The following is a 14,910-nucleotide window of genomic DNA, read 5'->3' as shown; positions in this document are numbered from 1 at the left end:
GACCTCGCGCGTTCGGTGCCGGACCAGGCCGCGCCGCACCGCGCGGAGCGCATGGACGGCGCGGCGCGCGCCGACGCCGCGGGCCTGCCGCGGATCCCGGCGCCCGGGACCGAACCGACCGCCCCGGGGCCGTACGCCCACGGCCCCGGCGCACCCGGCCCGGCCCCCGCGCGCCCAGGGCGCGGCGCGCCCGCCCCGCGCGGCGGCGGCGCCCCTGCCGGAGTCCGGAGCACGCACGCCTTCGGCGCGGCGGACGGCGAGGCCGGCGGCCTCGGACACGACGCGGGGCGGGGGAGCGGGGTGAGCGGCACCGGCGCCACCGCGCTGATGCGGCGCGGACCCGCCCCCGCGGGGCCGCCCGGGCCCGAGCGGCCCGCCCCCGGCCGCGAGCACCGGGCGGCCTGGGCCGGGTCGCTGCTCGCGCAGATCGGGCTCGGGCTCGTCTGCGCCGGCTACACCACCGGCGCCGCCCTCGGCTGGGGCTCGCCCCGACTCGCCCTCTTCATGGGCGACTTCGGGCTGAGCGCCGCCGCGTTCACCGCCGCCGTCTCCTGCTTCCTCTACGCCAGGACCGAGCGCGGCGGCGCCCGCCCCGCCTGGCTGCTCTTCGCCTTCTCGTCCTTCATGGCCGGCGCCGGGAACGCCGTCTGGGGCTGGTACGAGGTCGTGCTCGGCCAGGACGTCCCCGAGTCCTCCGTCGCCGACCTGTTCTTCTTACTCTTCGCCCCGCCCGCCATCGTCGGCCTCCTCGTCCTCGCCAAGAAGCCCATGACCCGGGCCGGCTGGGTCTGCCTGGGGCTCGACGCCTGGCTCATCGCCGGGTCCCTGCTGACCCTCTCCTGGAGCCTCGCCCTCGCCCACACCGCCCACTTCCAGGGCGAGTCCGTGGCCCAGGCCGCGCTGTCGCTGGCGTACCCGCTGCTCGACATCGTGCTCGTCAGCATGGTCCTCGCCCTCCACTTCCGGCGTTCCCCGGGCAACCGCTCGGCGGTCAACACCGCCATCGCCGCGCTCGCCCTCACCGTGCTCTGCGACGCCCTCTTCACCTCGCCGCTGCTGCGCGCCAACTACGTCTCGGGCCAGCTGCTCGACGCCGGCTGGTTCGCCGGCTCCCTGCTGCTCGCCTACGCCCCCTGGGGCGTCCACCGGCCGCCGGAGACGACGGCCGCCCGCGCCCCGGGGCCCGCCAGCCGCCCCATCGCCGGCTCGCTCGCCGCCCTCACCCCGTACCTCGCCGCCGCCGTCTGCACCCTCGGCATCCTGTACAACGTCGTCGAGGGACGCCGGGTCGACCGCGTCGTCGTCCTCACCGGCTGCGCCGTCGTCCTCGCCCTCGTCGTCCGCCAGGGCATCATGCTGATCGACAACATCGCCCTCACCCACGAGCTGGCCCAGAAGGAGAACCACTTCAGGTCGCTCGTGCAGAGCTCCAGCGACGTCATCATGATCGCCGCGCCCAGCGGTGTCCTGCGGTACGTCAGTCCCGCCGCCACCGGGGTGTACGGCCGGGACGCCGAGGAGCTCGTCGGCTCCGAACTGGCCGCGCTCATCCATCCCGAGGACCTCGGCGCCGTCGTCCACGAGATCCGCCGCTTCCTCGCCGCCTCGCCCGCCGAGGAGCCCACCACCCGCATCGAGTGCCGGTTCCGCTCCGGCCACGCGGGCCGCCCGGGCGAGGCCGACGGCGAGGGGGAGTGGCTCCACGTCGAGTCCACCGTCAACCGCCACCAGGGCGGCCTGATCTTCAACAGCCGCGACGTCACCGAACGGGTCCGGCTCCAGGCCCAGCTGCAGCACAACGCCGAGCACGACCCGCTCACCGAGCTGCCCAACCGCGCGCTCTTCACCCGCCGGGTCGGACAGGCCCTCGGCGGCCGCCGCTCCTCCGACCCCGGCACCGCCGTGCTCTTCATCGACCTCGACGGCTTCAAGGCGGTCAACGACCGGCTCGGCCACCAGGCCGGGGACGACCTCCTGGTCCAGGCCGCCCGCCGCCTCCAGGAGGCCGTGCGCGCCGGGGACACCGCCGCCCGGCTCGGCGGCGACGAGTTCGCCGCCCTCATCCTCGGCGACGGGCTGCGCGACCGCGCCGCCCGCGAGACCCAGGTCCAGGAGATCGCCGACCGGCTCCGGCTCACCCTCTCCCGCCCCTACCGCGTCGACGGCGGCACCGAGGTCCGGGTCGCCGCCTCCATCGGCGTCGCCTTCGCCGAGCCCGGCATCGGCGCCGCCGACCTGCTGCGCAACGCCGACCTCGCCATGTACCGCGCCAAGGCCGGCGGCAAGGACCGGGTCGAGCTGTACGTCCCCCAGATGCAGGCCGAGGTCGCCCGGCGCACCGAGCTCGCCGCCCGGCTGCGCAGCGCGCTCCACGACGGCGAGTTCGCCCTCCTCCACCAGCCCGTGGTGGACCTCGCCACCGGCCGGGTCTCCGCCGTCAGCGCGCAGGCCCGCTGGCGCTCCGCCCAGGGCATCCTCTTCACCCCCGCCGAGTACCTCCGGGTCACCGACGACGGCGAGCGCACCGCCGAGCTCGGCCGCTGGCTCCTGGAGGAGGCCGTCGAGCAGGCCGCCGACCGGGCCGCGGCCGGCCACCGCACCCCGGTCTCCGTCCGGGTCTCCGCGCGCCGGCTGCTCGACCGCTCCCTGCCCCTCGGCTCGGTCGAGGCCCTGCTCGCCCGGCACGGGCTGCCGTCCGGCTCCCTCGTCGTCGAGCTGGCCGACACCGGCGAGCGGACCCCCCTCGACGAGCTGGAGCAGCGCCTGGTCGCCCTGCGCCGGCTCGGCGTCCGCATCGCCCTCGACGGATTCGGCAGCGGGCACGTCGCCGTCCACGCCCTCAGACGCCTCCCGGTCGACATGCTGAAACTGGACAGGACACTCGTCGAAGGAGTGGTCGAATCCGCCCGGCTCCGCAAGATCACCAGCGGGGTGCTCCGCATCGCCGGCGAGCTGGGCCTGCAGACCGTCGCCGAGGGCGTCGACGTCCCCGAGCAGGTGCTCGCCCTGCGGTCCATGGGCTGCCGGCACGCCCAGGGCATGGCCTTCTCGGGCCCGCTCGACGAGTACCGGCTGCGGCGCGCCCTCGTCCGGGGCGACTATCCGCTGCCCGGGGCCGCCTCCGTACCGGTCGGCAAGGGGGCCGAGGAGCGGCGGAATCCCTCCCCCGAACAGCTCACATGATGAGACGCGCGTCCCACCCACTTGACAGTGGTGTGGCCCGAGAGGGAGGGTCATTGCCATGCGCACCCGAATTCTCGTACTTGGAAAGCGCGTCGGCTGAAGCCGGGCCCCTGAAGGCCGGCTGAGAACCACCCGACGCGCTCCCCTCGCTTGCCTTCCGGCACGAGGGGTTTTTTGTTGCACCGGTTCTCCCGGAAGTCGACGACGAACCCCGTAAAACCCCCGCAAAAAACCCTCTGCCTCGAGAAGAGATGCTGATGACCGAGCAGGCCACCGGGCACCATCCGCAGCCGCGGCCCCGCAGCGGCGCGACGCCCGCCCCCACCGTCGAGCACGTCACGGGCGCGCAGTCCCTCATCCGCTCTCTCGAAGAGGTGGGCGCGGACACCGTCTTCGGCATTCCGGGCGGCTGCATCCTCCCGGCGTACGACCCGATGATGGACAGCGAGAAGGTCCGTCACATCCTGGTCCGCCACGAGCAGGGGGCCGGCCACGCCGCCACCGGGTACGCGCAGGCCACCGGCAAGGTCGGCGTCTGCATGGCCACCTCGGGACCGGGCGCCACCAACCTGGTCACCCCGATCGCCGACGCGCACATGGACTCGGTCCCGCTGGTCGCGATCACCGGCCAGGTCGCCTCCAAGGCGATCGGCACCGACGCCTTCCAGGAGGCGGACATCGTCGGCATCACCATGCCGATCACCAAGCACAACTTCCTGGTCACCAAGGCCGACGACATCGCGAAGACCATCGCCGAGGCCTTCCACATCGCCTCCACCGGCCGCCCCGGCCCGGTCCTGGTCGACATCGCCAAGGACGCCCTCCAGGCCAAGACCACCTTCTCCTGGCCGCCGCAGACCGGCCTGCCCGGCTACCGCCCGGTGACCAAGCCGCACGCCAAGCAGATCCGCGAGGCGGCCAAGCTGATCACCGCCGCCAAGCGCCCGGTCCTCTACGTCGGCGGCGGTGTGATCAAGTCCGGCGCCACGGCCGAGCTGAAGGTCCTGGCCGAGCTGACCGGCGCCCCCGTCACCACCACCCTGATGGCCCTGGGCGCCTTCCCCGACAGCCACCCGCAGCACGTCGGCATGCCCGGCATGCACGGCGCCGTCACCGCCGTCACCGCGCTCCAGAAGGCCGACCTGATCGTCGCCCTCGGCGCCCGCTTCGACGACCGCGTCACCGGCAAGCTGGACAGCTTCGCCCCCTACGCCAAGATCGTCCACGCGGACATCGACCCGGCGGAGATCGGCAAGAACCGCGCCGCGGACGTCCCGATCGTCGGTGACGCCCGCGAGGTCATCGCCGACCTGGTCCAGGCCGTCCAGGCCGAGCACACCGAGGGCAACAAGGGCGACTACTCCGCCTGGTGGTCCGACCTGAACCGCTGGCGCGAGACCTACCCGCTCGGCTACGACCTGCCGGAGGACGGCAGCCTCTCCCCGCAGCAGGTCATCCAGCGCATCGGCCGGCTCGCCCCCGAGGGCACGGTGTTCACGGCCGGCGTCGGCCAGCACCAGATGTGGGCCGCCCACTTCATCGACTACGAGAAGCCCGCCACCTGGCTGAACTCCGGCGGCGCCGGAACCATGGGCTACGCCGTCCCGGCCGCCATGGGAGCCAAGGCGGGCCTGCCCGACCGCACGGTCTGGGCGATCGACGGCGACGGCTGCTTCCAGATGACCAACCAGGAGCTCACCACCTGCGCCCTGAACAACATCCCGATCAAGGTCGCCATCATCAACAACGGCGCCCTCGGGATGGTCCGCCAGTGGCAGACCCTCTTCTACAACCAGCGCTACTCCAACACCGTCCTGCACTCCGGCCCGGACGACGTCAACCCGGACGCCAGGGGCACCCGCGTCCCGGACTTCGTCAAGCTGTCCGAGGCCATGGGCTGCGTCGCCCTGCGCTGCGAGGACCCGGCCGACCTCGACAAGGTCATCGCCGAGGCCAACGCGATCAACGACCGGCCCGTCGTCGTCGACTTCATCGTCCACGAGGACGCCCAGGTCTGGCCGATGGTCGCCGCCGGCACCTCCAACGACGAGGTCATGGCCGCCCGGGGCGTCCGCCCCGACTTCGGCGACGGCGAAGACGACTGAGCACGCAGAGCGAAGAAGGAAGAGACCCAGACATGTCCACCAAGCACACGCTCTCCGTCCTCGTCGAGAACACGCCCGGCATCCTCGCCCGGATCGCGGCCCTGTTCTCCCGCCGCGGCTTCAACATCGACTCCCTCGCCGTGGGCGTCACCGAACACCCCGACATCAGCCGCATCACCATCGTGGTCGGCGTCGAGGACCTGCCCCTGGAGCAGGTGACCAAGCAGCTCAACAAGCTGGTCAACGTCCTGAAGATCGTCGAGCTCGAGCCCAGCGCCGCGATCCAGCGCGAGCTCGTCCTGGTGAAGGTCCGCGCCGACAACGAGACCCGCTCCCAGATCGTCGAGATCGTCAAGCTCTTCCGCGCCAAGACCGTCGACGTCTCGCCCGAGGCCGTCACCATCGAGGCCACCGGTTCGAGCGACAAGCTGGACGCCATGCTGAAGATGCTGGAGCAGTTCGGCATCAAGGAGCTCGTCCAGTCCGGCACCATCGCCATAGGGCGCGGCGCCCGGTCCATCACGGACCGGTCCCTGCGGGCGCTCGACCGTTCCGCCTGACGAGACCAGAAGACTTCCCGTCCACCTCCCGCCGTACGGTGGGACGCAACACCAGCACACCAAGGAGAATCCCAGTGGCCGAGCTGTTCTACGACGCCGACGCCGACCTCTCGATCATCCAGGGCCGCAAGGTCGCGGTGATCGGTTACGGCAGCCAGGGTCACGCCCACGCGCTGTCGCTCCGCGACTCGGGTGTCGACGTCCGCGTCGGTCTGCACGAGGGCTCGAAGTCCAAGGCGAAGGCCGAGGAGCAGGGCCTGCGCGTGGTCACCCCCGCCGAGGCGGCGGCCGAGGCCGACCTCATCATGATCCTGATCCCGGACCCGATCCAGGCCAAGGTCTACGAGGAGTCCATCGCCCCGAACCTGAAGGACGGCGACGCGCTGTTCTTCGCCCACGGCTTCAACGTCCGCTTCGGCTTCATCAAGCCCCCGGCCGGCGTCGACGTCGCCCTGGTCGCCCCGAAGGGCCCGGGCCACCTGGTCCGCCGCCAGTACGAGGAGGGCCGCGGCGTCCCCGCGATCGCCGCCGTCGAGCAGGACGCCACCGGCAACGCGTTCGCCCTGGCCCTGTCGTACGCGAAGGCGATCGGCGGCACCCGCGCCGGCGTCATCAAGACCACCTTCACCGAGGAGACCGAGACCGACCTCTTCGGCGAGCAGGCCGTCCTCTGCGGTGGCGCCTCCGCGCTCGTCAAGGCGGGCTTCGAGACCCTGGTCGAGGCCGGCTACCAGCCGGAGATCGCCTACTTCGAGTGCCTCCACGAGCTGAAGCTCATCGTCGACCTGATGTACGAGGGCGGCCTGGAGAAGATGCGCTGGTCCGTCTCCGAGACCGCCGAGTGGGGCGACTACATCACCGGCCCGCGCGTCATCACCGCCGACACCAAGGCCGAGATGAAGAAGGTCCTCACCGAGATCCAGGACGGCACCTTCGCCAAGAACTGGATGGACGAGTACCACGGCGGCCTGAAGAAGTACAACGAGTACAAGACCCAGGACGAGAAGCACCTCCTGGAGACCACCGGCAAGGAGCTGCGCAAGCTCATGAGCTGGGTGAACGACGAGGAGGCGTAAGCCTCTCGGCGCGGGGCCGGACACGTCGTCCGGCCCCGCGCCGCATCCTTGGACACCCCGTCCAACCACGGACGGGTGATCCTTCCAACGAGGCGTACGACGTGCGCCGATGCGGCACTACACTGCTCAACAACATCGCGTCTGGCCCACAGCGTCGTGCGCTTCCACGCGGCAAGCCCCCTCCACCGCCTGCGGCCGTCGGGACGGCCGTCCGCACTGCCTCTGTGAGGACTCACGTGAGCTCGAAACCTGTCGTACTCATCGCTGAAGAGCTGTCGCCCGCCACCGTCGACGCCCTGGGACCGGACTTCGAGATCCGGCACTGCAACGGCGCCGACCGCGCCGAGCTGATCCCCGCGATCGCCGACGTCGACGCCATCCTCATCCGCTCCGCGACCAAGGTCGACGCGGAGGCCATCGCCGCCGCCAGGAAGCTGCGGGTCGTCGCCCGCGCCGGCGTCGGCCTGGACAACGTGGACGTGTCCGCCGCCACCAAGGCCGGCGTGATGGTCGTGAACGCGCCGACCTCCAACATCGTCACCGCCGCCGAGCTCGCCTGCGGCCTCCTCGTCGCCACCGCGCGCAACATCCCGCAGGCCAACACCGCGCTGAAGAACGGCGAGTGGAAGCGGAACAAGTACACGGGCGTCGAGCTCAGCGAGAAGACCCTCGGCGTCGTCGGCCTCGGCCGCATCGGCGTCCTGGTCGCCCAGCGGATGTCCGCCTTCGGCATGAAGATCGTCGCGTACGACCCCTACGTGCAGCCGGCCCGCGCCGCCCAGATGGGGGTGAAGCTGCTGACCCTGGACGAGCTCCTGGAGGTCGCCGACTTCATCACCGTCCACCTGCCGAAGACCCCCGAGACCCTCGGCCTCATCGGCGACGAGGCGCTGCACAAGGTCAAGCCGAGCGTCCGCATCGTCAACGCCGCCCGCGGCGGGATCGTCGACGAGGCCGCGCTGTACTCGGCCATCAAGGAGGGCCGGGTCGCCGGCGCCGGCCTCGACGTGTACGCCAAGGAGCCCTGCACGGACTCCCCGCTCTTCGAGCTCGACCAGGTCGTCTGCACCCCGCACCTCGGCGCCTCCACCGACGAGGCCCAGGAGAAGGCCGGCATCGCCGTCGCCCGCTCGGTGCGCCTCGCGCTCGCCGGCGAGCTGGTCCCGGACGCGGTCAACGTCCAGGGCGGCGTCATCGCCGAGGACGTCAAGCCGGGCCTGCCGCTCGCCGAGAAGCTCGGCCGGATCTTCACCGCCCTCGCGGGCGAGGTCGCGGCCCGTCTCGACGTCGAGGTGTACGGCGAGATCACCCAGCATGACGTCAAGGTGCTGGAACTCTCCGCGCTCAAGGGCGTGTTCGAGGACGTCGTCGACGAGACCGTGTCCTATGTGAACGCCCCGCTCTTCGCGCAGGAGCGCGGTGTCGAGGTCCGCCTCACCACCAGCTCCGAGTCGCCCGACCACCGCAACATGGTCACCGTGCGCGGCACCCTCTCCAGCGGTGAGGAGGTGTCGGTCTCCGGCACCCTGGCCGGCCCCAAGCACCTCCAGAAGATCGTCGCCGTCGGCGACTACGACGTGGACCTGGCGCTCGCCGACCACATGGTCGTGCTGCGGTACGAGGACCGTCCCGGTGTCGTCGGCACCGTCGGCCGGATCCTCGGCGAGGCCGGTCTGAACATCGCGGGCATGCAGGTCTCCCGTACGGAGGAGGGCGGCGAGGCGCTCGTCGTGCTCACCGTCGACGACACCGTCCCCGCGGCCGTGATCGCCGAGATCTCCACGGAGATCGGCGCCACCTCGGCCCGCTCGGTCAACCTGGTCTGACGCGACCCGCCCGGCCCGACACCCGCCCCGGTACGTACGGGGGCGGGTGTCCGGCCGTCAGGGGGCGCCCGGGACCCAGTTGCCGTGGAGTCCCAGCGGCACGCGCACCGGGAGGTGGACGCGGGCGACGGGCTCGCCCGTGAAGTCCTGCGCCGAGAGGATCACCAGGTCGGCGGCGCCGCGCTCGGGGTCGTGCACATAGGCCATGACGTATCCGTCGTCCTCGGCGGCGGGCGACTCGGCGGCGACGAACACGCCTTCGCCCACGGCCCCGAACCGGCCGAACTCGTGCGCCTCGGTCGTCCCCCGCAGGAGGTCGTGCTTGAGCAGGGCGTTGCTGAACCCCGCGTCGGGCCGGGGGTCGTCGGGGCCGACGGGCGGTGCGTAGAGCTCGACCGCGGCGGTGTAGCCGTAGCGGTGCGGCCGGCCGGTGCGGCGGGGGTCGATCCGGGGGAATTCCTGGACGCGGTCGTCGAGTCGTTCCTCGCGCACCCGCCCCCGGACCGGGTCGATCCTCCAGCGGTCCAGGGTGGGGCGACTGGCGCCGACGTTCCTGATGTCGAAGCCCTCGGGATGCCGGACGAGGTCGACGACGACGTCCGTGCCGTCCTCGTAGGCGTTGAGCGTGTGGCCCACCAGGCTCGGCGCGACCTCGAACCAGCGCACCCCGCCGCCCGTCCGGGGCACGAGGCCCACCCGCGCCGGGCGGTCGCGGTCCCACGCGAAGGGGATCCCGGTCGCCAGGTGGGCGGGACTGAACACGACGGGCCCGTCGAACAGGACCACGTGGTTCTCGGTCAGCGCGAAGTCGTGCATGTACGGGTTGCCGGGCGCGTGGATCAGAGCGCTGCGCACCACCGCCCCCGTGCCGTCCATCACGATGTGCTGGACGTGGTCCGAGCCGTAGAGGAAGCCGAGCGCGTGCAGCTCGCGGGTGTGCGGGTCGAAGACGGCGTGGGCGTTCGCGCTGAACCCCTCGGGCGTCGCGCCGAGGTCGCAGGGCCCGACCGTGTCGAGTTCGTAGGTGAGTTCGTACGGGCGGATGCCGCCCTCCAGGAGTGCGAAGGTCCGGCCGTCGAGCCCGGCGACCTGGACGTTCGGCGACACGTCCGTGCGCGGGTCGACCGGGGTGCCGCGCCGGGGCTCGCCGAGCCGGTCGGCGACCGAGGAGGAGCGGACCCACCGGTTGCGGTACCACTCGGCGCGGCCGTCCCGGATGCGCACGCCGTGCACCATGCCCGCGCCGAGCGTCCAGAGGTGGGCCGCGGGGTCCTCGACACCCAGCGGGTTGGGGCCGATGCGCAGATAGCGGCCGTCGAGGTGCTCCGGGATGCGGCCGGTGACCGGCAGGTGTAACGCCGTGACCTCCTCGGTGACCGGGGCGAACCGCCCCGACAGGTAGCGGTTGACCGTCGTGGTGCCCGTCATGGCGTTCCTCCTGTGGTGGTGGCAGTGGTGGAGAACGCCTGTCCCAGCGCCTCCATCAGCGATGCGTAGCGTCGGGCCGCGACGTCCGGCGGGAAGTGCCCGGCGATCTCCAGGCTCACCGCCCCGTGCGCCGCGGCCCAGAGGAGCTTGGAGATCTCGCCCGCGTCGCCCGGGCGGAAGACCCCGGCCGCGATGCAGTCCTCGACGGCGGCGACCGAGGCGTCGAAGGCGGTCTCGGCCGCGGCGAGCGCCTCGGCGCCGGGCCGGTGTCCGGGGACCGCCTGCCCGAACATCAGGGAGTAGTAGCCGGGTTCGGCGAGGGCGTGGTCCCGGTAGGCGGTGCCGAGGTCCCTGAGGCGGGTCAGGGGGTCGTCCGACCGGGGCACGCGCTGCTGGGCCGCGCGCAGCCGGGCGAAGCCTTCCCGGTGGAGCGCGTCCACCAGACCTTCCTTGCCGCCGAACAGGGTGTAGAGGACCTTGGTCGACGCGCCGATCTCGGTGGCGATCCGGCGCATGGTGAGGGCCGTCGGCCCCTCCGCGACCAGCAGGCCGACGGCGTGATCGAGGATCGTGGTGCGCGCGGCCGCCTGGCCGGCGCGCTGGGCGTCCTGGTAGGGCTGGGTCACGGTAACAACGTATTCGACGGGTAACGTTGTTACCAGACCTTTCCGCGAGATCCCTTCGAGGGCGACGCTTCCTAGAGTCGGGCCGCCTTCAGCGCCATGTGCAGCAGGAGGCGGTCCTCGCCGGAGTCCAGTTCGAGTCCGGTGAGTTGTTCGACCCGGGAGAGGCGGTAGTAGAGCGTCTGCCGGTGGATGCCCAGGGCCGCCGCCGTGCGGCCCGCCTGGCCCGCGTGGTCGAGGAAAACCTCGGCCGTGCGGGCCAGTTCCGTGTGCGCGGGGGCGAGCAGCGCCCGTACCGCCGGATCGGGCCCGGCCTGCGGGAGGGCGGTGAGCAGCCGGTACGCGCCGAGCTCCGACCAGTGGGCGAGCGGGCCGAGCCGGGGCTGGGCGTGCGCGGCACGGGCGGCGGCCGAGGCCTCGCGCCAGCACAGGTCCAGCTCCCCGAGTCCCCGCCGGGGCGCGGCGATCCCGGCCACGGCCGCCGGTCCGGCCGTCCCGCGCAGCCGCCCGGCGGCGGTGTCCGCGGGGGAGGGGTTGTCGGCCGAGCGCAGCCGCACCAGCACGGCGAGCGACCGCTGCGGCCCGGGCCCGGGGGCCGCTTCGTCCGCGCCCGGGGCGCCGAGGTGGGGGCCGCCCGGGCCCCGCCACGGGAGGGTGCAGAGGGCGGCGGCGCCGGGGACCGTGCGGGGGGAGGGGGAGTCCTCGCCGGTCCAGGGGGCCACGCAGACCAGGGCGTGGAGGCCGTCCGCGTCCGGGCCCAGGGCCGTGCGGAGGGCGGCGACGGCCATGTCGTACTGCCAGCCGCGCTCGGCCGTCAGGACGGCCCGCAGTTCGCGGGAGAGGTCCGCGCCGGCCCGCTCCTCGTCGGCGAGGAGCTCGCCGATCCTGGCGGCGACCTCCATCGCGGCGGTGAGCCGCTCGTGCGAGGGGCCGGGGTCGGCGTCCAGGAGCCAGACGTAGCCGAGGACGACGCCCCGATGGCGCACCGGGAGGCAGATCCTGTCCCGGTAGACGCCCGCGTCCGGGGCGGCCGGGATGCGGACGGGGCCGGTGGCCCGGGTGATGCCGAAGCCCTCGAACCAGGCGCGGACCGCCGGGGTGGACTTGCGGGTGAGGATCGAGCGGGTGCGGACCGGGTCCATCGCGCTGTCGTCGTCGCTGTCGTGGGCCCCGAAGGCGATCAGCCCGAAATCGCGGTTCTCCAGGGTCGCCGGGGTGCCGAGCAGCGCCGAGATCTCGTCCACCAGCTCCTGGTAATCGCCCTTCACGGGCCCATTCTCGCACCGCCGGCCAGTTGCTTCAGACAGATGTCTGAGGGCGTGTTCGCGGATGCGTGACAGCTGTAGATGGCGCAGGATCGGAGCGATCCTTAGGTTTCACGGTGGTTACCCGTGCTGTTCCCGGTTCGTACCCCCGCGACCGGTAATGGCCCCGTTCTTCCTTGCCCCTCTGGAGGTGCCCCGTGCTGGGTCCCGTGATCCTCGCCGCGTCGCGCAGCGACAAGATGCGCCGTCTCGTGTCGGCAGCGCCCGGGACCAAGCAGGTCGTGGCGCGCTTCATCGCCGGCGAGATCGTGGACGACGTCGTCCCGATCGTCCGGGACCTGACCGACCGCGGCCTGGAGGTCACCCTCGACGTCGTCGGCGAGGACATCACCACCGTCGAGCAGTCCTACGCCGCCCGGGACGCCTACCTGGAGCTGATCGGCCGCCTCAAGGAGCTGGGCCTCGGCGAGCGCGCCGAGATGTCCGTCAAGCTGTCGATGTTCGGGCAGTCCCTGGAGGACGGGCACGAGCTGGCCCTCTCCAACGTGCGCCCGGTCGTCGTCGCCGCCGCCGAGATCGGCACCACGGTCACCCTGGACGCCGAGGACCACACCACCCTCGACTCGATGTTCGCCATCCACGAGGAGCTGCGGAAGGACTTCCCGCAGACCGGCTGCGTCATCCAGGCCTACCTCTTCCGCACCGAGGAGGACGCCCGCCGCCTCGCCGCGAACGGCTCCCGCGTGCGCATCGTGAAGGGCGCCTACAAGGAGCCCGCCGAGGTCGCCCTCCAGGACAAGGCCGAGATCGACAAGGCGTACGTCCGGATCATGAAGATCCTGATGGACGGCGAGGGCTACCCGATGATCGGCTCGCACGACCCGCGCCTGATCGCCATCGGCCAGGAGCTGGCCCGCCGCGCGGGACGCAAGCTGGACGAGTACGAGTTCCAGATGCTGTACGGCATCCGCTCCGAGGAGCAGAACCGCCTCGCCGCCGAGGGCCACCGCATGCGCGTCTACACGGCCTACGGCACCGACTGGTACGGCTACTTCATGCGCCGCCTCGCGGAGAAGCCGGCCAACCTGCTCTTCTTCGTCCGCTCCATCCTGACCAAGGGCTGAGCCCACCTCCCCCTCTTTGAAGGAGTTCCGAGACTCATGGACGCTGTGACCCAGGTCCCCGCTCCCGTCAACGAGCCGGTGCACGGCTACGCCCCCGGCTCGCCCGAGCGCGCCCGCCTGGAGGCCAAGCTCAAGGAGCTGGCCGACAACCCGCGCGAGCTGCCGATGACCATCGGCGGCGTGAAGCGCATGGGCGGCGGCGACGAGTTCAAGGTCGTGCAGCCGCACAACCACAAGTCGGTCATCGGCACCTTCCGCGGCGCCACGGAGCAGGACGCCCAGGACGCGATCGACGCGGCCCTGGCCGCCGCCCCGGCCTGGCGCGCGATGTCCTTCGACGACCGCGCCGCGATCATCCTGCGCGCCGCCGAGCTGCTCGCCGGCCCCTGGCGCGAGACGCTGGCCGCCTCCACCATGCTCGGCCAGTCGAAGACCGCCCAGCAGGCCGAGATCGACACCCCGTGCGAGCTCGTCGACTTCTGGCGCTTCAACGTGGCGTACGCCCGCCAGATCCTCGCCGAGCAGCCGCCGGCGAACTCCCCGGGCGTGTGGAACCGGCTGGACCACCGCCCGCTGGAGGGCTTCGTCTACGCGATCACGCCGTTCAACTTCACGGCCATCGCCGGCAACCTGCCCACCGCTCCCGCCCTCATGGGCAACGTGGTGGTCTGGAAGCCGTCCCCGACGCAGACCCACTCCGCCGTGCTCCTCATGGAGCTCCTGGAGGAGGCCGGCCTGCCGAAGGGCGTCATCAACCTGGTGACCGGCGACGGCATCGCCGTCTCCGAGGTGGCGCTGAACCACCGCGACCTGGCCGGCATCCACTTCACCGGCTCGACCAAGACCTTCCAGCACCTGTGGAAGACGGTCGGCACCAACATCGAGAAGTACCGCTCGTACCCGCGGATCGTCGGCGAGACCGGCGGCAAGGACTTCGTCGTCGCCCACCCCAGCGCCGACCGTGCCGTCCTGAAGACCGCGCTGACCCGTGGCTCCTTCGAGTTCCAGGGCCAGAAGTGCTCCGCGTCCTCGCGGGCGTACATCCCGGCCTCCATCTGGAACGACGGCTTCAAGGAGGAGTTCGCGGCCGAGGTCGACGGCATCAAGATGGGTGACGTCACCGACCTGTCGAACTTCATCGGTGCCGTCATCGACGAGCGCTCGTTCGCCAAGAACAAGGCGGCGATCGACCGTGCCTCCTCCGACCCGAGCTGCACGATCGTCGCCGGCGGCACCTACGACGACTCGGAGGGGTACTTCGTCCGCCCGACCGTCATCGAGTGCACCGACCCGGAGAACGAGGTCTTCAAGGCCGAGTACTTCGGCCCGATCCTCGCGATCCACGTGTACGAGGACGAGAAGTACGACGAGATGCTGACCCAGATGGAGTCGGTGTCGGACTACGCGCTGACCGGTGCGGTCATCTCCAACGACCGCGCCGCCGCCGCGTACACGATGGAGAAGCTCCGCTTCGCCGCGGGCAACTTCTACATCAACGACAAGTCGACCGGCGCCGTCGTCGGCCAGCAGCCCTTCGGCGGCGGCCGCGCCTCCGGCACCAACGACAAGGCCGGCGCCCCGCAGAACCTGATGCGCTGGACGCTGACCCGCGCCATCAAGGAGACGCTGGTCCCGCCGACCGAGTACGGCTACCCGCACATGGGCTGAGGCCCGCCCGCCGCGTGAGCGGCCCCTGATCACCGCCCCCCTCCCCGGTCCC

General features: G+C 72.0%; 9 protein-coding genes and 1 pseudogene. 7 read left to right on the top strand and 3 right to left on the bottom strand.

All coding sequences use genetic code 11. The features are described from left to right. Positions 1-327 precede the first annotated feature (327 nt). From IE245_RS12690 to serA, 5 genes and pseudogenes are all read left to right on the top strand, one after another. Positions 328-3,208: pseudogene (locus IE245_RS12690) on the top strand (putative bifunctional diguanylate cyclase/phosphodiesterase). Between the two features lie 226 nt (positions 3,209-3,434). Next, the gene (locus IE245_RS12685) at positions 3,435-5,288 is read left to right on the top strand and encodes an acetolactate synthase large subunit (protein WP_189946928.1); all 1,854 of its coding nucleotides are present in this window, start codon (positions 3,435-3,437) and stop codon (positions 5,286-5,288) included. A 32-nt stretch (positions 5,289-5,320) separates the two neighbouring features. Then, complete coding sequence (ilvN, locus tag IE245_RS12680; RefSeq protein ID WP_189946927.1) at positions 5,321-5,848, top strand: acetolactate synthase small subunit; 528 nt, start codon at positions 5,321-5,323, stop codon at positions 5,846-5,848. A 74-nt stretch (positions 5,849-5,922) separates the two neighbouring features. Continuing rightward, complete coding sequence (ilvC, locus tag IE245_RS12675) at positions 5,923-6,924, top strand: ketol-acid reductoisomerase (RefSeq protein ID WP_043219930.1); 1,002 nt, start codon at positions 5,923-5,925, stop codon at positions 6,922-6,924. 236 nt (positions 6,925-7,160) lie between these two features. Then, positions 7,161-8,750, top strand: coding sequence for a phosphoglycerate dehydrogenase (gene serA, locus IE245_RS12670; protein ID WP_189946926.1), 1,590 nt, complete (start codon positions 7,161-7,163; stop codon positions 8,748-8,750). Between the two features lie 57 nt (positions 8,751-8,807). Here the strand turns inward: serA and IE245_RS12665 are convergent, their stop codons facing one another. The 3 genes from IE245_RS12665 to IE245_RS12655 all read right to left on the bottom strand — a co-directional run bounded on the left by IE245_RS12665 (position 8,808) and on the right by IE245_RS12655 (position 12,069). Beyond that, complete coding sequence (locus IE245_RS12665; protein ID WP_189946925.1) at positions 8,808-10,178, bottom strand: carotenoid oxygenase family protein; 1,371 nt, start codon at positions 10,176-10,178, stop codon at positions 8,808-8,810. Further along, positions 10,175-10,804, bottom strand: a complete 630-nt coding sequence (locus tag IE245_RS12660) for a TetR/AcrR family transcriptional regulator (RefSeq protein ID WP_189946924.1) — start codon at positions 10,802-10,804, stop codon at positions 10,175-10,177. Before IE245_RS12660 ends, IE245_RS12665 begins: the two co-directional genes overlap by 4 nt. Positions 10,805-10,875: 71 nt before the next feature. Beyond that, positions 10,876-12,069 (bottom strand): PucR family transcriptional regulator, encoded by a 1,194-nt coding sequence (locus IE245_RS12655; protein WP_189946923.1) that lies wholly within the window; start codon positions 12,067-12,069, stop codon positions 10,876-10,878. Between the two features lie 194 nt (positions 12,070-12,263). Between IE245_RS12655 and IE245_RS12650 the strand changes: the two genes are divergently transcribed. Both IE245_RS12650 and pruA read left to right on the top strand, forming a co-directional pair. After that, positions 12,264-13,190, top strand: a complete 927-nt coding sequence (locus tag IE245_RS12650; RefSeq protein WP_189946922.1) for a proline dehydrogenase family protein — start codon at positions 12,264-12,266, stop codon at positions 13,188-13,190. Positions 13,191-13,226: 36 nt separating this feature from the next. Continuing rightward, positions 13,227-14,858: an L-glutamate gamma-semialdehyde dehydrogenase gene (gene pruA, locus IE245_RS12645; RefSeq protein ID WP_189946921.1), complete on the top strand. Its 1,632-nt coding sequence runs from the start codon at positions 13,227-13,229 to the stop codon at positions 14,856-14,858. Positions 14,859-14,910 lie beyond the last annotated feature (52 nt).

This window comes from Streptomyces roseolus, from assembly GCF_014649855.1.
In the GTDB taxonomy this organism is placed as follows: Bacteria; Actinomycetota; Actinomycetes; order Streptomycetales; family Streptomycetaceae; genus Streptomyces; species Streptomyces roseolus.
This window is presented reverse-complemented; position numbering and strand designations above follow the sequence as displayed.